Annotated in this window: 13 protein-coding genes and 1 pseudogene; 9 read left to right on the top strand and 5 right to left on the bottom strand. The window is 66.2% G+C overall.

The genetic code is table 11. The features are described 5' to 3' along the window. Window positions 1–755 (top strand): chaperonin GroEL (gene groEL, locus MJD61_21425; GenBank protein ID MCG8557819.1); only part of this gene is annotated, 755 nt, incomplete at its 5' end. 175 nt (window positions 756–930) lie between these two features. On the opposite strand, the gene MJD61_21430 is transcribed toward groEL, so the two are convergent. Together MJD61_21430 and MJD61_21435 are read right to left on the bottom strand one after the other, a co-directional pair. Continuing rightward, complete coding sequence (locus tag MJD61_21430; protein ID MCG8557820.1) at window positions 931–2,472, bottom strand: hypothetical protein; 1,542 nt, start codon at window positions 2,470–2,472, stop codon at window positions 931–933. 91 nt (window positions 2,473–2,563) lie between these two features. Continuing rightward, complete coding sequence (locus tag MJD61_21435) at window positions 2,564–2,734, bottom strand: hypothetical protein (GenBank protein ID MCG8557821.1); 171 nt, start codon at window positions 2,732–2,734, stop codon at window positions 2,564–2,566. 33 nt (window positions 2,735–2,767) lie between these two features. Between MJD61_21435 and MJD61_21440 the strand changes: the two genes are divergently transcribed. From MJD61_21440 to MJD61_21465, 6 genes are read left to right on the top strand one after another with little or no spacing between them, the layout of a single operon-like run. Further along, window positions 2,768–5,725 carry a DUF4175 domain-containing protein gene (locus tag MJD61_21440; protein ID MCG8557822.1) on the top strand — a complete coding sequence of 986 codons (2,958 nt, stop codon included), beginning with the start codon at window positions 2,768–2,770 and terminating at the stop codon, window positions 5,723–5,725. After that, window positions 5,722–7,299: a tetratricopeptide repeat protein gene (locus MJD61_21445; protein ID MCG8557823.1), complete on the top strand. Its 1,578-nt coding sequence runs from the start codon at window positions 5,722–5,724 to the stop codon at window positions 7,297–7,299. Before MJD61_21440 ends, MJD61_21445 begins: the two co-directional genes overlap by 4 nt. Continuing rightward, entirely contained in the window at window positions 7,256–8,479 is a 1,224-nt protein-coding gene (locus tag MJD61_21450; GenBank protein ID MCG8557824.1) for a MoxR family ATPase, read from the top strand. Before MJD61_21445 ends, MJD61_21450 begins: the two co-directional genes overlap by 44 nt. Before the next feature lie 14 nt (window positions 8,480–8,493). Beyond that, window positions 8,494–9,405 carry a DUF58 domain-containing protein gene (locus tag MJD61_21455; GenBank protein MCG8557825.1) on the top strand — a complete coding sequence of 304 codons (912 nt, stop codon included), beginning with the start codon at window positions 8,494–8,496 and terminating at the stop codon, window positions 9,403–9,405. Then, window positions 9,396–11,465 (top strand): BatA and WFA domain-containing protein, encoded by a 2,070-nt coding sequence (locus tag MJD61_21460; protein MCG8557826.1) that lies wholly within the window; start codon window positions 9,396–9,398, stop codon window positions 11,463–11,465. The genes MJD61_21455 and MJD61_21460 overlap by 10 nt, the downstream gene beginning before the upstream one ends. Before the next feature lie 7 nt (window positions 11,466–11,472). Further along, complete coding sequence (locus MJD61_21465) at window positions 11,473–12,387, top strand: CPBP family intramembrane metalloprotease (protein ID MCG8557827.1); 915 nt, start codon at window positions 11,473–11,475, stop codon at window positions 12,385–12,387. 290 nt (window positions 12,388–12,677) lie between these two features. Here MJD61_21465 and MJD61_21470 read toward each other — a convergent pair whose 3' ends face one another. The 3 genes from MJD61_21470 to speA all read right to left on the bottom strand — a co-directional run bounded on the left by MJD61_21470 (window position 12,678) and on the right by speA (window position 16,222). Next, window positions 12,678–13,115, bottom strand: coding sequence for a group 1 truncated hemoglobin (locus MJD61_21470; protein ID MCG8557828.1), 438 nt, complete (start codon window positions 13,113–13,115; stop codon window positions 12,678–12,680). Between the two features lie 116 nt (window positions 13,116–13,231). Continuing rightward, window positions 13,232–14,281 carry a glucokinase gene (glk, locus tag MJD61_21475; protein MCG8557829.1) on the bottom strand — a complete coding sequence of 350 codons (1,050 nt, stop codon included), beginning with the start codon at window positions 14,279–14,281 and terminating at the stop codon, window positions 13,232–13,234. Between the two features lie 3 nt (window positions 14,282–14,284). Continuing rightward, window positions 14,285–16,222 (bottom strand): biosynthetic arginine decarboxylase, encoded by a 1,938-nt coding sequence (speA, locus tag MJD61_21480; GenBank protein MCG8557830.1) that lies wholly within the window; start codon window positions 16,220–16,222, stop codon window positions 14,285–14,287. Window positions 16,223–16,326: 104 nt separating this feature from the next. Between speA and MJD61_21485 the strand changes: the two genes are divergently transcribed. Further along, complete coding sequence (locus MJD61_21485) at window positions 16,327–17,139, top strand: SAM-dependent chlorinase/fluorinase (GenBank protein ID MCG8557831.1); 813 nt, start codon at window positions 16,327–16,329, stop codon at window positions 17,137–17,139. Between the two features lie 490 nt (window positions 17,140–17,629). After that, window positions 17,630–17,740: pseudogene (locus MJD61_21490) on the top strand (type II toxin-antitoxin system HicA family toxin). Window positions 17,741–17,794 lie beyond the last annotated feature (54 nt).

Consider the following 17,794-nt stretch of genomic DNA (forward strand, 5'->3'; position numbering starts at 1 on the left):
CGGTTCTGACCGGTGGCCAGGTGATCAGCGAGGATCTCGGCATCAAGCTCGAGAACGTTACCCTGAACGATCTAGGTCGTGCCACGCGCATCACCATCGACAAGGACAACACCACCTTTGTTGATGGCGCCGGAGAGAAATCGGACATCAAGGGACGCATCGAGACCATTCGGCGTCAGATCGACGAGACCACAAGTGACTACGATCGCGAGAAGCTGCAGGAACGGCTTGCCAAGCTCGTCGGTGGGGTTGCCGTGGTCAAGGTGGGCGCAGCCACCGAGGTCGAGATGAAGGAGAAGAAGGCTCGCGTCGAGGACGCCCTCAACGCGACACGCGCTGCCGTCGAAGAAGGCATCGTAGCTGGGGGCGGCACCCCACTGCTGCGCTGCCAGAAAACACTCGATGGCTCCAAGCTCGACGGCGAACAAGCGGTGGGCGCCTCCATCGTGCGGCGTGCGATCGAAGAACCCCTGCGACAAATCGCGTCCAACGCCGGCATCGAGGGCTCCATCGTGGTGGAGAAGGTGCGCAACTCGAGCGGTAATACGGGCTTCAACGCGGCGACCGAGGACTACGAGGACCTGCTCAAGGCTGGCGTCATCGATCCCACCAAGGTGGTTCGGACGGCGCTGCAAAACGCCGCCTCGGTAGCGGGGCTTATGCTCACCACGGAAGCGATGGTCGCCGAGCGACCCAAGGAGGAGAAGGCCGCGGCCGGCGCAGCACCGGGGGCCGGAGCGGGCATGGACTTCTAGGCCGCAGTCCGGAACCCTGCTGTAGGATCAACACATTCAAGCGCCGGGACTCGGCTCGAGTCCCGGCGCTTGTATTTTTCGGTCAGGACCCGCTCCAGCACGCGTACCGGTATTCGTGCGCGTCCTCGTCATGCTGTCCTCGTCATGCTGCTCGTACGAGGCTAGTAATTGGAGACTAGACGTCCGCGCTGCTCGGCCGGGCGACGTCCCCGTGAGCCTGCGGGTCGTGGGTCTTGGCTCGCGTTCCGGCCGTCTCCGAGCTCAGTGCAGACGGCGGACCAGCGTCGTCGTCGAGGGTCGCGTCGACCAGAGCCAAGAGCTCCGCCTTTGCCTCGAGCAACGTCTGTTCCAACGAACGCGCGTGCCCTACGGCTGCTAGCCGTCCCTGCTCCGCCTCCTGCGATGCGCGCTGCAGGCGCCCACACTCACCGGTTATCTCCTCGTTCCGTACACGCAGCTCCTGCGCTTCGCGCTGCTGTTGCTCGCGACACGCAAACAGCTCCTGCACCTCGCGCTGTCGCCGCTCGTGACGCGCACGCAGCTCGTCCGCCTCACGCCGCCCCTGTTCGTGACGCGCGCGCGCCTCGTCGAATTCGCGCTGTTGCTGCTCGCAGCGCGCCCGGTACTGGGCGGCTTGGTGGCGCTGCTGTTCGTAGCTGGCCTGCAACTGCTCGCTCTGGCGCTGCTGATCCGAGGCGCGCTGGTCGAGCGCAGCGATCCGGGACAGCTGGTTGGCGTTTCGCTTTTGCAGGATCTCGTTCTTCTCCTGCAGCATCCCGTTCACCGTACTCAAGGTTTCCGAGCTGTCGCGCAGCTTTTGGGCGGCCAGGTCAGCGCAAGCGGCGCGTGCGCCGAGGCCGCTGAAGCGAGCCGCCCATGCATCGCACCTGGTCCGCCACGAGCGCTCGGCAGCAGACAAACGCGCCCTAAGGCCCTCACGCTCTCCCTGCAGTCGTGCACAGGCTGCTACCACCTCGTCTACGCCCGCTTCCCCTGAGGCGTTCTTGACTCGCTCGAACAGCGCCTTCAGTTGGCTGCAACGCTGCTGGCTCCTAACCAACTCGACGCTCAATTCCGCGATTCGCGCTCGAGCGTCTGGCTCCTCCAAGCACGACTGGTCGGGTTCGAAGCGCGCATCCACGGCAGGCGCGGGGCCGGTTGTCCCACCAGGCGCAAGTGCTTCGGCGAGCGCGTCCTTCGAAGCGACCAACTCGAGCCGCAAGGCTGCCAGCTCCTGTTCCAGCTGGCTGGTGCGCCGCGTTGCCGCATGCAGCCCCTGCTCGGCCGCCCTGGCTTGCGCCGCCGCCCCATCGCGGGCGCGCTCCAGCTCTGCAATGCGTGGCTCCAGCGCCCGCATCTCGGCCGGGCCGACAGCATCCGTCGAGTCGGCGGACTGGCGTGCGCCCATGCTGCGCAACCACGCTACATCGCCCGACAGCTCATCCAAGCGCAGCAGGAGCTCCACGCGAGCGGCTTCGGTCTCGACGGCGCGAGCCACGGCCTGCTCCTTCTGCCTCCGGAGCCGATCCAGAGCCCGGCTCGACTCGCCGTCGAGGACAACGGTCTCGGCGGGCGTGCGCTGTTCCAGCCGCTCCGCCATGTCGCGAACCAGCGCGCCACGCCGGTCCACCTCTCGCTGCAGTTCACGCAGGCGTGTACCTTGCTCCCTCAGGGCTCGCTCGAGCCGCTCGTGTTCTGAAGAGTCCTCAAGCGACATGGTGTGCACCGCCGACGTGGCCTACTGTAATTGGCTTTTGCAGGCCGGTCCAGCGTCGTGGCCGGCGACCCGCCGGCGACCCCGGAAACGCTCAGGGCCCGCGAGAGACTTGCTCGTCCATTTCGCCGCTTCCGGCCACCGCTGGCTGTCTTGCTCGCTCGAAGTATCCCCGATACTCCTCGTCGTCGCGCTTGGCCAGCGGCACCCGGTCCTCGCCCGGACGTGCAAAGCTGTTCTTTCGCGGGCCACTGGGGGCCCGCAACGCTTTGTCCAGGATGCTGCTAGGCTGACGGCAGTGAGCCACGACAGGAATTCTGCCTTGGTGAACCAGTACTTGCGTGCCGTGCGCCGGCGCGCCTATACGCTCTTGGTCGCGCGCGCGCTGGTGTTCTCCTTGGGTGCGGCAGCGTTGACGTTCGCCATCGCGTCACTGGTGTGCGGCCTGATTCCGACGTCCTTGCGGCTCGCATTCGCGTGGACGGGAGTGGGCCTCGCGGCGCTGCTGGCCGGCTGGATCGGGTGGAGGGGAGCCTGGTCGCTCCGGGGAGAGGGTGTCGCCGGGCTGCTGGCCGTTGTCGATCGCCGGCTGGCATCGCAGACTCGCTCGGCTCTGGAGCTTGCCGGCGCCTCGCCGAGCGGGTTTTCTGCGGGGCTGGCAGCGGCCCACGTGCGAGCAGTGAGCACCGCACTACGGAAGCTGCCTCCAGCTCGGGTAGCTCCGGTTGCCTGGCTGCGACGGCGGGGTGTCTTGGCGGCAGCAGCTGCACCGTTCGCGACCGCGATCCTCGTAGGTGCGCTGGATCATGCCCGCGCTGGCGCCGCGACGCTGCTGACCGCAGGCCTCGGAGCTGCCGCAGCACCGCTGGCAAGAGGCTTCATCGAGCAAACCAGGGTGCGGCTCGTCTACCCCAGCTACCTGGGTCGGCCCAATTCGACCCTGATCGACCCCACGTTGATCGAAGTGCCCCATGGGACGACCATCCTGCTCACCGTACGGCCACGCATCGCGGTGAGCGCGGGCGAGCTGCGGATCGGCGAGCAGCGGCTGCAGCTGCGCGTGGCAAGCGACGGGCGGTTGCAGGGCGAGTTCGTCGCGGACAAGGACGCCGCGTTGCATTTCCGACTGAAACGTGGCGTGGAGTGGCTGAGCGATGGGCTCGAGCGACATGTCCGCGTGGTCAGGGATCAAGCACCCCGACCCCGGATCGAGTCCCCCGAGAATTCGAGCCTCGTGGAGCTCGAGGAACCGATTCCGATCGAGTTCGTTGCTGAGGACGATACGGGCGTGGCGAGCGTCGAGCTGGTCGTGCGGTTGCCCAGCGGGCGCCTGCTGCGCCGGCCCCTGTGGTCGGAACAGGGAACCCATCCGGCGCGACGACGCGTGCGCGGACAAGACACGCTCCGGCTGGCGGACATGGGCGCAAACCCGGGTGACACGCCCTTGCTCTGGCTCGAGGCGCGCGACGGCGACGAGGTGACAGGGCCCAACGTTGGCCGTTCGGAAACCGTGGCACTCGAAGTCGCCAGTGCGATCAGTCGCCGGACCCAGCATCTGGAGCGATTGCAGCGCATCGTCTCACAGATGCTGGACACGCTGGCGGATCGGCTGGAAAACCCGGTTGCTGGATCACCACAAACGCTGCGCAACCGTTTCAGAGCGCTGCAAAGCGCCACGCAAGACTGGCTGAGGGCGCTCGGACGGCTCAGTGGACAGCTCGAGGACCAGGACCTCGGCATGGGACTAGCCGTGCGTCTGCGAGAGGTGCTCCGCCGGCAGCGACGGTCGCTGCGCTCGGAGAGCCTATCGCAGCGGCGGCCGCCTGGATCGCTGCAAGAAGCGCGGAAACAGGACGCCACGTCGATACAAACACTCGAAACAGACACGCTTCTGCTCGCCGACCTGCTCATGCAGGCTCGGCTGAAGGACGCCGAGGCGCTCGCCCGGGAGCTCGCATCCGCCCGGGATCGGCTCAAGGAGCTTCTGGCTCGCTACCGAGCTGCCAAGACCCCGGAAGCGCAGCGCGCCGCGTTGGCCGAGCTGGCCAGACTGCAACGAAACCTGAGACTGCTAGGGAACAAGATCCAGCAGATGGCTCGTCGCATACCGGGCGAGTTCATCAACGTGGACGCGCTACCCAAGGAGGCCACTGCGGACGCCGCCAGGCAGCTTCGCGAAGCGATCGAACAGGGTGATATGAAGGCAGCGCAACAAGGCTTCGACAACCTTGCGAGCCGGATCGAACGCCTCGGACGCTTGCTGGGTGACTCAAGCGACGGCTACGCGAGGGCTCGCTTCGGACCGCACGACCGAGCGATGTCCGAAGCTCTGGATCGACTGGCGCTGCTGGCGGCCGAACAGGGTCGGCTCGCAGGCGCAAGCGCGGACGTGCTGCAGGACGCATTGGGGCGTCTGGGGAGCATGCCCATTCCGAAAGCCGCCAAGCGCGATCTGAGCGGGCGCCTGGACAGCGTTGATCGGAGCCTGGCGAAGCTCGCGGGCGGCGGTCTCGCGGACTCCGATCGGCGTGTCATGGAACGACTCAGGCGGCGTTTGGCGGACACCCGTGCAGCCCTGGGCACCGAAGATCTGGGCGCAGCCCGCCAGATGGCCGCCGAGGCGCGCAGCGATATGGAAGGGCTGGACAGAAGCCTGCAGATCGAAGCCCAGATGTTCGGCGGACACCGCGGTGCTACCGCGCGCAACGCGCGCCACGCCGCCGAGGCGACCCGCCGCATGCGGGCGCTCGAACGACAGCTGAAGGGGCTCACGCCGGATGCGTCGCGGCTGCTGGACGAAGGCGACCGCCGGAGGGCACGCGCCAACCTGAAGGCCCAGCGCAACGCGCGCGTCGCTGCGCGGAAGCTTGCGGAGCGGTTTGAAACGGGACCCAACAACGCTCCCCTGTCCGAAGACGCCGCCGGGGCGCTGCGGGATGCTCGACAAGCCATGTCGCGAGCGGAGGCATCCCTCGACGCCGGAGAGGTACAAGACGCACTGCGCGCGCAGCGACGGGCCGAGGACGGCCTGACGCGACTGCAACGCCGCCTGGCGCGCAATTCGCGCAGGTCGGGCGGCGGCGATGGACATGGATACGACGCAGCGGACTCCGGTGAACGCGTGCTCATTCCCGGCGCGGACCAGGGCTCGGGACCCGACGAGCTGCGCCGGCGTCTACTCGAGGCCATGAAGGAGTCCGCACCCAGCGCTTACCGGGGAGCGGTTTCGCGCTACTATCAAGAGTTGCTGCGTTGACCTTGGCAAGAGCCCACCCCGGCGTGCTGGTGGCCGTGTCGCTTCTTGGCGTGCAGGTCGCGGCTGCCCAAACCCCGGCTTCGCTGGTCGAAACCGTGAGGCAGATCGACGCGCAGCTGGGCGCCCAGCATCCCAACAACGCTCAGGATGTCCTTGCAGCGGCCGATCCCGAACATCGACGGCATCCTCACCTGCTCTACCGCGAATCCATGGTCCATTTCATGCTGGGCCGCTACCAGCAGGCCCTGGCGGTGATGGACCGGGCCCTTGCGGCGTCCGCGGACGGCGACCCGGAGTGGCAGGGCATGCGCGAGCTTCTAGCAGAAACGCTCGAGGTCAACAGTCGTTTGCTGGAGGAACGTTCGACGGACGAGCGGTTCGTCGTGAGGTATGCACCCGGGGCAGATCGCTACCTGGTGCCTTACGCGCTGCAGGTGCTGTCCGCCGCGGACGGCGTGCTGAGTGCCTTCTTCGGGCAGCGCGTGCCTGGGCCCATTCGCCTGGAGATCTATCCTACGCCTGCAGACCTCGCGCGTGTTTCCAGCCTCACGGTGGCGGATATCGAGCGCACGGGAACCATCGCGCTCAGCAAATGGAACCGGCTGATGATCGCTTCACCCCGGGCTCTCGTTAGGGGCTATCCATGGATGGACACGATCGCACACGAGTTCGTGCATCTGGTGTTGGGCTACGTGTCTCGCAACCAGGCTCCCGTGTGGTTGCAGGAGGGCATCGCGAAGCTGCTCGAACAAAGTTGGCGCACGGGAGCCGCCGAGCTGCAGCTTCACCCCGCTTCCAAAGGCATCTTGGCTGCCGCGTTGCGTGACGACAAGCTGCTGGCGTTCGAGCAGCTGCACCCTTCGATCGCTCTGCTCGACTCGCAAAACGAGGCGGCACTGGCATTCGCGCAAGTTGCCACGTTCATGCACTTTTTCGTGGAACGCGCCGGCGCGGGCGCCATACGCTCGGCGGTGTCCGCGATCGCTCGAGGTGTAGACGCCAAGCGCGCCTTCGCCGATGTCGTGAGCATCCCATGGAAGCGACTCGAGTCGCTTTGGCGGGAGCGGCTCGAGGAATCCTCGGCCTCCGGCTCCACCGCCCCGCGCAAGCTCGCTCTGCGGTTTCGGCGTGGCGAGGGTCCCGTTGACGAAAGCTCGGACGTCCTCGTAAAGCGAGCCCGCCGCCACTTGCGACTGGGCGATCTGCTATGGGAGCGCGGTCGCGTTCTCGCTGCAAGCCTGCAATACGACAAGGCGCTCGCGCACGCCCCCGACAACCCCATCATTGCTTCTCGCCTCGCACGCTGCTCGTTGGCCGCCGAGGATCCGGTTCGCGCGGAGCGTGCAGTGAGCAAGGTCATTGCTCGGCATCCAGACCACGCACCGTCGCAGGCGCTTCTCGGAGCTGCACGGCTGGCCAAGGGTGATCGGGTAGGTGCACGCGACGCGCTAAAGGCAGCGATCCGGCTCAATCCGTTCGATCCGCAGCCTCACTGCGACTTGGCACGCGTTGCCGATAGTGAGCAGGAGCGTGGTCTGGAGGCACGTGCCTGTGCTGGCCTGGGAGGTCGCTAGCCGCTACGCTGCCCCCGATCCGATGGCGAAAGGCGGTGAGACAGCGCAGGCCGGCTACGGCACCGAGCTCGAAGAAGGTACGCAGGGCGGCAAAGAAGCCCTGCACCAGGTACCGGCGCACCCCAACGACAGCACGCAGCCCACGAGAAGAAGCGACCGCACCGATGCTGCCAGGGACGGCCGGGCAGCGGCTGCCGGCGACGACGCCGAGCTCGTGACGCTGCTGGCGCAGGCCAGGCAGGACGTCCTCGCTCAGCTCCGCAGGAGGATCATCGGTCAGCAAGGCGTCGTGGACCTGCTGCTGACGGCGCTGTTTGCGCGGGGTCACGGCCTGTTCGTCGGCGTGCCCGGCCTCGCCAAGACATCCCTGGTGACATCGCTGGCGCAGGTTCTGTCGCTGGAGTCGAATCGGATCCAGTTCACACCCGACTTGATGCCCAGCGACATCACGGGCACCGAGGTCTTGGAGCAGGACGCAGTCAGCGCGACACGTACGTTCCGTTTCATACCAGGACCCATCTTCACGAATATCCTGCTCGCCGACGAGATCAACCGGACTCCACCGAAGACACAAGCGGCGTTGTTGCAGGTGATGGAGGAAGGCCGGGTAACCGTGGGCGGAAGAACCTATCGCCTTCAGGCGCCCCATTTGGTATTTGCGACGCAAAACCCGATTGAACAGGAGGGCACCTACCCGCTGCCCGAAGCTCAGCTTGACCGCTTTCTGTTTCAGATCGACGTGGATTACCCCAACGCCGACGAGGAATGCGAGATCGTGCAGCGCACCACATCCTGCGGCGAACCTGCCCTGAAGCCGGTTCTTGCGCGGGCTCAGATACTCGAGCTGCAGGGGCTGGTACGACGGGTACCCGCGGCGCAGCATGTGGTCGCCCACGCCGTTGCCCTGGTGCGTGCCTCACGCCCAGGCGAGCCACAGGCACCGAAGACGGTAAAGGACTTCGTTGCTTTCGGTGGCGGACCACGCGCTTGCCAGGCGCTGGTGCTGGGAGCCAAGGCGCGTGCGGTGCTGAACGGACGCTTCGCGGCCGACACCGAAGACCTGAGGGCCCTGCTTCGACCATCGCTGAACCATCGCCTCGTGCTCAATTTCCGCGCGGAGGCCGAAGGCGTGGGTGTGGGTCACATCGTAGACGAGCTACTGGCCGCGGTGCGGCCCTAGAGCGGCGCTCTATAGTGCCTCGACAAAGGAGTCCTCGACTCGACCCCGACGTAGCACGCCGCGTTGCCCACCTGCGGCTGCGAGCGGAGCATACGGTAGCCGGGATTCTGTCCGGCATGCACAAGAGCCCGCATCGTGGCGCCAGTGCGGTTTTCGTCGAGCACCGCGACTACCGGCCGGGAGACGATCCAAGGCGCATCGACTGGCGCGTTTACGCGCGCAACGATCGTCATGTGATCAAACACTTCGAGCAAGAGACGCAGCTTTGTGCGACGTTGGTGCTGGATCGGTCTGGATCGATGAGCTACGGCCCCGAGCATCGGGGCCAAAGCAAAGCCGAATACGCCGCCACGTTGTTGGCGGCGACGGCCTTGATCTTGCTCAAGCAGGGGGATGCGGTAGCGGCCTGCGCCATCGATGGCTCGCTACGCCAGCAGATTCCCGCACGGCGCCGGCCAGGCCACCTGCAGGATCTGCTGGTGCTGCTCAGCAAACCGGCGCCGGAAGGAGCCCCCACCAAGCTGAGCGTCGCACTGCGCGAGGTCGCGGAGATGGCGCGCACGCGTGGCGTGGTGGTCTTCGCCAGCGATCTGCTCGACTTCGAAGACGCCGCGCTCGAGGGTCTATCCCTGCTCAGAGCACGTGGTCACGACGTGATCGTATTGCACGTGCTGCACGGCGACGAGGTCACGTTTCCTTTTGGCGACCCCGTGCAATTCGAGGGGCTGGAACAAGAGCCTGGCCTCACGACCGACCCCAGCCGGTTGCGCGCGGATTACCTGGCTCAGATGCGTCGCTTCCTGGACACGAGCCGTGTCCAGTGCAGCGCCAGAGGCGTGCGCTACACCCTGGCCCGAACGGACCATCCGCCTGAACGGGTTCTCGCGCGAGCGCTGGGACGACCTAGGGGGGGCCGATGGGTCTAGAAACGCCCCTTGCCCTGATGGGCCTGGCGGCGATGGCGATCCCCTTCTTGATTCATCGCATGCGCCAGCGTGAGCTGCCCAGGCAGCCTCTGCCTTCCATAGCGCTGCTGCGGCTGGCCCACCAGAGCCAGCGGCGCAAACGACGTTTGTCGGACCTCGCGCTGCTGGCGAGTCGCCTTTCGCTGCTAGCTCTGGCGTGCGTTGCCGTTGGCGGTCCTTTCGTGCTCCGGCATGTGGCCTGGGGACAGGGCGAAGTGGTGAGCCTCGCCCTGGTGCTCGACAATTCGCTTTCGATGCAGCGTCCCGGCAGCGACGGCAGCTTGCTCGACGGCGCAGTAGCACGGGCCAGGGCCGTGGTTCGATCACTTCCCGAAGGCTCTCAGGTGGCGCTGGTGGCGGCCGCCCAACCCGCCCGCATCGTGGTCGGTCGCACGTCGAACCTCGCGCTCGCCCTGGACGCCCTGTCGCCCGAGCGGCTCGTGACCCACGCGGGTACCGATCTCCCCCGGGCCGTCGAGATGGCACGGCGACAGCTCGCCTCGGCGCGGCATGGCGATCGCCGGATGCTGATCCTGTCCGATTTCGCCAAGCACACGCGACCGGAGCGCATCGCGTGGCCTGGCGACGGAACCACGGTCGAATTCGAGCGCTTGCGCCCGATGGCCTCCGACCTCGGCAATCTGTGGGTCGAGGACGCGCGCGCAGCGGAGGATCCATCCGTGCCCAACCGCGTCTCCGTGGCCTTTGAAGTTCGGGGTCAGGGACGCCTTGCAGCGAGTTTCGATGCGCTGCTCATGTATGAAGAAAGAACCCTGGCCAAGGCCCACCTGACTCTCGTCCACTCACGGGCCAAGGGCATACTGCATGCGTCGCTGCCGGAGATGGGCGGCAATCCCGCGGCGCAGCTCGTGCTCGACGTGGATGATGCGCTCGCGCAGGACAACCAGCGAGCGATCTTGCTGCGGGACTCTCAGGCGCTGCAGGTGACGATCATCAACGGCGATCCACGTCCGAACAGCCCGGACGATGAGCTGCGCTTCCTGGCGCGAGCTCTGGCTTCAGCCGACCCGGGCCTGCTCAGCTACCGGATACTCGATGCCCCTGCCTTGGCGGCGCATTCGTTGGCCGCGACCGATGTGGTGGTTTTGGCGAACGCGCCAGCGCCTCTTTTGGAGACCGCACGACAACTCGAACGATTCGTCCGGCGTGGGGGTGGGCTTCTGGTCACCGCGGGCCCAAACTTCGAGCCTGCCCGGTATCAAGAGCGCCTACCCGATCTGTTGGCTGCGCGCCCGGTGCAGATCGCGGGCGGTGCTCAGCGTGGCCTGCGGCTCGGCTCACACGCGCCCCCCCGCTTCAGGGATCTCTCAGGGCTGGCGCGGATCGAAACCCACCGGCGGCTCGTATTGGAGGACCAAGACGGTGAGACCGCGCTGAGCTTCCCCGATCGCTCGCCGGCGTTGGTTTTCTCCAACGTTGGACGTGGCCGAGTCGCGCTGCTCGCCACCAGCATCGACGACGACTGGACGGACTTGCCATACCGCCCCGGCTTCCTGCCGCTGATGCTCGAGGTCCTCAGGTCGCTGGCGCGGCTGCCGATGGTCCATTCCCGACCCGTAAGCCCCCAAAGCTCCGTCGAGCTCACGATCCCGCCCGGTGCAAACCTGCTGGAGATTACGGCACCCGACGGTAGCAAGACCGAGTTCCGCGCGCAGGAGCATCCGGACGATCGCGTCGGTTTCACAGGGACGCGTCTCGCCGGCGCCTACCGGATTCGGTCGGCCGACAACACGGCCCTGCGGGCGTGGCCACGTGCAGCGTTCGTTGTCGCGCCCCCGCCCGCCGAGAGCGACCTTACGCCGGGCGACGTTCCGGTGTCAGACTCCGGACCGGCACGTAGCGCGAGCGCCGGGTCGCAACAGGTCGCGCGGCGGCCACTGGCCAGCATGCTGTTCCTGTTGGCCGGTCTTGCAGCCGCCCTGGAGGGCTGGTTGAGGCTTGGGCACGCCAATGCGCTGTCACGAAAGGTCTCCCGCGCTGCGGCGGAGCGTGCGCTCTGATCGGACGATGCAGGTACGCACCCTCAAGACGCTGATTTTTGTCGGCCTTGCCTTCGGGTTGAGCTGGACGGTCGCGGGGCTGTTCGTGCTGATAGGCGGTCAATGGGCGACACCGGACTCGATCCCCATGGCGCTGCTGTACATGTTCATGCCAGCCCTGGCGGCCGTCCTGGTGAAGGGTCCGATTTGCAGGGAGCCCCTGTCCGAGCTGGGCGTTAGCCTCAGGCTCAACCGCTGGTATCTGGTCGCCTGGCTGCTGGCGCCTTTAGCAGCCTTCGCGGCCACGGGTGTGAGCCTGGCTTTCCCCGAGGTATCGTTCGTCACCGACCTGTCGGGCATCCACGAACGCATGGAGCGCGTCCTGAGCCCTGCCGCCTTGGCAGAAGGCCGGACGAGCAGCACGGATTTGCCCTTGCATCCGTTCTGGCTCGGGCTCATCCAGGGCCTGCTGGCCGGCCCCACCCTCAACGCCGTGGCTGGCTTCGGTGAAGAACTGGGCTGGCGGGGATTTCTGGATCGCGAGCTGAGCGACCTTGGATTCTGGCGCTCGTCGTGGCTGATAGGTGCGATCTGGGGGCTGTGGCACGCGCCGCTCATACTGTTCGGCCACAACTACCCCGAGCACCCAGAAGCCGGCGTCGTCATGATGGTCGTGTTCTGCCTGCTCTGGTCGCCGCTCTTCAGCTACGTTCGAAAGAAGGCCGCCAGCGTGGTAGCAGCCGCCGTCCTGCATGGCAGCATCAACGCGACCGCCGGCGTGGCGTTGATGCCTCTGCGCGGCGGCAGCGACCTCATCGTTGGCGCCACCGGGCTTGCCGGCCTCATCGTGCTCGCGGCACTCAATATCGGCCTGTACGCGCTCCTGAAACGGCAGCAGCACGGGCCACCACGACCCGCTCCCATCCTTCAGGGCCGCATCTAGCCCCGCATCGGTCGCCAACTTCGAGACGAATCGTCGGTGGCGTCTGCGATAGCGGCCGACCCGCAGTCGAGGCGCCGGAGGCATGGTCGACACTATAGGGAGTTCTCGTCGCTGCGCCCCTGCGATCCCGGAGGATGACCTGGAGACGAGGACGCGGCCGCTTGCGCGGGCGGATCGGGCGCGCGGTTCCGAATCGATACAGCGACCGGAGGCTGGTGACCGATGCGGGCCAGGTCTTGGCCCAAGGGCCGCCGTCCAAGCGAAAGACCCTGGTGAACGGTTACGGCTGCTCAGCTCTCGCTGCTGCGGCCAACCTTGGCCAGCGCCCGTTCCGCGTTGCAGTTGCTGTCGGGATCACCCGTGATGAGGGGTCTCAAGGCTCGGGAATGCTCGATCCAGGTTTCGATCACCGCGATCGGGGCCTCGCGACGCTCCAGGGTTTCACGCAAGAGCTGCAAGCGCCGGTCGAAGTGTCCGCCCATAATTGGGTGCTTGGCGTGCGCCTTGTCGAGCGGACGGCCGCGGTAGCGGTGGGGGCCGCCGAGCAGCTCCGAAGCGTGCTGCAGCTCGAGCATCTTGATGCGCTTCTTGTCGGCGGAACGGAAGAAGAATCCGATCATCGGATCATCGAACACCGCATCGATGAACTCGCCGATGATCGCTCGCAGCGCGGTTTCACCGCCCAGCTGCTCGTACAGGGTGCCGGCCACAAGCTCACCATGTGCCATGAGCGCCCGGGCGGCAATGAGCCCCACATCGCCGTTCCCGAACGAGCTCGGGCGAACAAGTCGGAAGCTCGCGCTCGATCAACGGGGACAGGCGGGTGACGACGGGTGTTCGGTGTTCAGGGGGTGCCGGGCAACCCCAACGCCCGCGCGCGCGCTCCGAGCAACCCCACGTCCTGGTTGAGCACCACGATCACGGGAAAGCGCTCGAGCACCGGCCTCATCCTGCCCTTGGCGAGGAAGCTCTCGAGGAAAGGGCCTTGCCTGAGCTTGTCCAGCAGCTTGGGCGCGATGCCGCCCGCCAGGTACACCCCGCCGCTTGCCAGCGCCTTGAGCGCGAGGTTGCCGGCCTCGGCACCGTAAAGCGACACGAACAAGTCGACCGCCTGCACGCACGCCCGATCCCCTCCTCGCAGGGCCTCGCTCCCGATTACCGATCCGGCGTCGCCCTGCTGGATAGCGGCCTCGATCTCGGGGTTCGCCTCGGCCAAGCCCTCCGTGACCAGGAATTCGTAGATGTTCTCGAGCCCGAGCCCGGATACCACGCGCTCGACCGACACGGTGGCGTAGCGCTTGAGCAAGAACGCCAGCAGTCGCATCTCGAGCTCGTTGCGGGGCGCGAAGTCGACATGGCCCCCCTGACTCGCCACCGCATGCGGCCCTGCCGAGGTGCGAACCAACAGAGCCTCTCCGAGACCCGTGCCCGCGCCCAGAATCGCCACGGGCCCAGCGTCATCCACCTCGCCTTGCTGCAGGATCGCTACGTCGTCGGTGCCGAGGCTCCCGATTCCCAGCGCCGCTGCACAAAAATCGTTGAGCAAGCTCACCCTCGGGATACCCGTTTCGCGGGCGACCTCGGCTGCGTCGATCACCCAGGCCAGGTTCGTGGTGTGGCAGCGCTCGTCCCGCACGGGTCCTGCAAGGCCAAAGGCCGCCGCGGCCACGTCGTCGCCTGCTTCCAGGAAATCGTCCACCATGGCTGCCAGGCCCTGGTAGTCGAGGCTCGTGAAGCGTCTGCGACGCAGCGTGCATGGCGAACCTGCAGCATCCGGCGCGTACAGCGCAAGGACGGTCTTGGTGCCGCCTACGTCGCCGGCCAGCACGGACTGGCCTGCCCTGCGGGCGGGAGGCTTCATCTCGGCAGGCCGCTGCCTGGGCCCTACGGGCATGGCCTACTCTGCCTCCAGATACGTGTAGCCCGCCAGCCCAGCACGATAGCGCTCCATGAGCTGGCGGGATTCCTCCAGCGTCATCCGGTTTTCGCGCAGGGCCGCCTCGATGTTCTGGCGCAGTCGCTTGAGCAGCTCCTCCGGTCGATAGTTCACGTAGCTGAGCACGTCGTTGATGGTGTCGCCCACCACGACTTCCTCTATCGCATAGCTGTTGTCCGGACCGAGGGACACGTGAACGATGTTGGTGTCCCCGAACAGATTGTGCATGTCCCCGAGAATCTCCTGGTATGCGCCTACCAAGAAGATGCCCAGGTAGTAGCCTTGGCCGGGCTGCTTGGGGTGCAGCTCGAGGACGTGCTTGACGTCGCGCGAATCGATGAAGCTGTCGATCTTGCCGTCCGAATCGCAGGTGATGTCCGCCAGCACGCCGCGCCGGCGTGGCTCCTCGCTCAAGCGATGAATCGGCACGATGGGAAACAGCTGCCCTACGGCCCACGAATCGGGCAGCGACTGAAAGCTCGAGAAGTTCAGGAAATAGGTGTCGCTCAGGGCCCGCTCCAGACCGCTGAGCTCCTCCGGCATCGCAGGCAGGGTGCGGGCAATGGCATGGATACGGTGGATCAAGGCCCAAAACAGCTGATCGCACTGGACGCGCGCGGGCAGCGACAGATGGCCCAGCGTGAACAGCTGAAGCGCTTGCTCCTTGTATTCGATGGCGTCGTGGTAGCTTTCGAGCAGGTTCTTGCGATTGACCGATTCGTAGGTGTCATGGAGATGGCGCGCGAGCGGCACCGCGTCCACATCAGGCGCCTCGGGTAGCGTAATCGATGCCGCCTCGCTCACGCCCAATACGTCGACCACCAGCACCGAGTGATGTGCAGCCACGGCGCGGCCCGACTCGCTGACCAGGTTTGGATGGGGCACCGCTGCTGCGTCGCACGCCTGCTGCGTCGCGAAGACCACATCGTTGGCGTACTCCTGCACGGTGTAGTTCATGGAAGACGCGAAGTTGGTCTGCGAGCCGTCGTAGTCCACGCCGAGGCCGCCGCCAACGTCCAGGTAGTGCAGGGAGCAACAGCCGAGCTTGTACAGCTCTACATACAGCCTGGCCGCCTCGCCGAGCGCGTCCTTGAAAGAACGGATCGCGCTCACCTGCGATCCAAGGTGGAAGTGCAGCAGCTTGAGGCAGTCGAGCTCGCCGCGCCCGCGTAGCGCGGCCACCGCTTCCAGGATCTCCGCAGCCGAGAGCCCGAATTTGGAGCGGTCGCCCGCAGACTGCTCCCAGCGGCCTGCACCACGGGCGCTCAGGCGTGCTCGTATGCCAAGTGTGGGCCGTACGCCGAGCCGCTTTGCCACGCTGTGAATCCGCTCGAGCTCGCCCGGTTTCTCCGCAACCAGCACCACCATGCTGCCCAGTCTTGAAGCCAGCAGCGCGGTTTCGATGTACTCGTCGTCCTTATAGCCGTTGCAGATCAACAACGCGTCCGGATCCCGATTCATGGCCATGATGGCCAGAAGCTCCGGCTTGGAACCGGCCTCCATGCCGTAGTGGTAGGGGCGGCCGTAGTCGCTGATCTCCTCGACCACGCGGCGCGCCTGATTCACCTTGATGGGGTATACGCCGTAGTAGCTGCCCCGGTATTCGCAGTCGCGAATCGCGCGGGCAAAGGTCTCGTTGAGCAGCTGCACCCGAGCGCGCAGAATGTCGGAGAAGCGCAACAATAGCGGAAGTTGAATCCCGCGCCGGCGAATCTCGTCGACCAGGCCCTTGAGATCGATGGCGCCTTTGCCCTCACCCCCTGGGGTAACAAGCAGGTTGCCCGCCTGGTTGATCGAGAAGTAGTCGCAGCCCCAACGGCTAATGCCATAGGTCTCCATGGCGTCAGCGATTCCCCAGTGCTTGAGGGGGTCTTCCTTGCGTGACGGGAATGCGGGCATAAGCCAACGTCGCACGGCTCTGGCGGTGGCGAGCGCCATGGCATAAGCTGCACGGGTCCGGCGAGCAACCGTTTTGTGCGTCCGGCAGGGATCCCGGCGGCAGCATGGCTCCGATCGTCACTCTGACCACCGATTTTGGCACCCGCGACGCGTATCTTGCGCAGATGAAGGGCGTGCTTCTGACCGAGGGTCCGCACGACCTGCGCGTGGTGGACTTGTCGCACGAGATCAGCACGCACGACACCAAGGAGGCCGCGCTGTTCGTCCGTGCAGCGATCCCCCGCTTTCCGGAGGGCACGATTCACGTGGTGATCGTGGATCCAGGCGTCGGTGGAGTGCGGCGCCCGATCGTAGCCTGTGTGCGCGGACAGCTGCTGGTAGGGCCGGACAACGCCACCTTTGGCTATCTGCTCGACGGGAGCGAGCAGGTGTACGAGATTCAGCCGGCGCGGCTCGAGCGTGCGCACATCAGCTCCACGTTCCATGGTCGCGATATCTTCGCGCCGGCAGCAGCCCGACTTGCTGCAGGCGCGACCCCCGAATCGCTGGGAGCACGCGTGGAGCACTACAAGAGGTTGGTTTTCCCTCTCGTGCAAGTCCGCAACCGCGAGCTGCTCGGAACGGTCATCCACATCGACCGCTTCGGCAACCTGATCTCGAACATCTCGGAGGGCACGCTGCGCGGGTTCCTGCAAGGAGTCAGCCCGGAGCGCGTGGTCGTGTACGTGGGAGGACACCGGGTGCAGGGGCTCAGTACCCACTACGAGCAGACGCACGCTGGAGAGCTGCTCGCCCTCGTGGGCTCCGACGACCTCTTCGAGGTTGCCGCCCGAAACAAGAGCGCCGCCACCAAGCTCAACGTCTCGGTCGGCCAATCGGTGCGCGTGGTAACCGAAACACACACCCACGCGGGTTAGGCTCCGCCACAAAATAACTTGTGCAGATCGCAGAGGACCAGGTGCCGCTGGCAAGGCGCAACGACGAGGAATATTGGGGATATTTCGAGGAGGTGCAACACAGCCAGCGGCATTTGGGACCTGCGAGGTGGGCAAGCTATTTTGTGGCGGAGCCCCAGGCTCTCAGGACGCGGGCACTACGACTTTGAAGCCGCGGCAGGGTCGAGAGGGAACTTGGGCGTGGTGTTGCGACGACGCCGCTTGCGGTTTTCCTTGCCAAGCGTGCGGTGCCTGCGCTTTCGCTTGCGGCGCGTGATCGACGTATCCGAAGGCATAGCGTCCGAGGTCTAGCGCCCAAAGCGACGAGTTTCAACATGAGCCGTCTGATGCGCGGAACCCTTGCATTACGCCGCGCTGACTCGCCGCAGGGACCAGCCTCGAATTCACCGCTCTTGTAGGCCCTTTTTTCGCCAGCAGCGCGAGCGACTGGCCCACGACCAAACCGCGGCGCGTGCTTGCAGCGTTGTGCCGGATCGGCTGGAACATCAAGCGGCAGCGGGGCTCACACCGCACCCTCGAGCGCGATGGTTGGCCTGCTTGCGTCCGGGCCTTCCACGATGGCGTGGGCGCGGCAAGGGTACACGAACCCAAGCGCTGAACGTGCAGCGCCGCGTGG

The organism is Pseudomonadota bacterium (assembly GCA_022361155.1).
Lineage (GTDB): Bacteria > Myxococcota_A > Polyangia > Polyangiales > JAKSBK01 > JAKSBK01.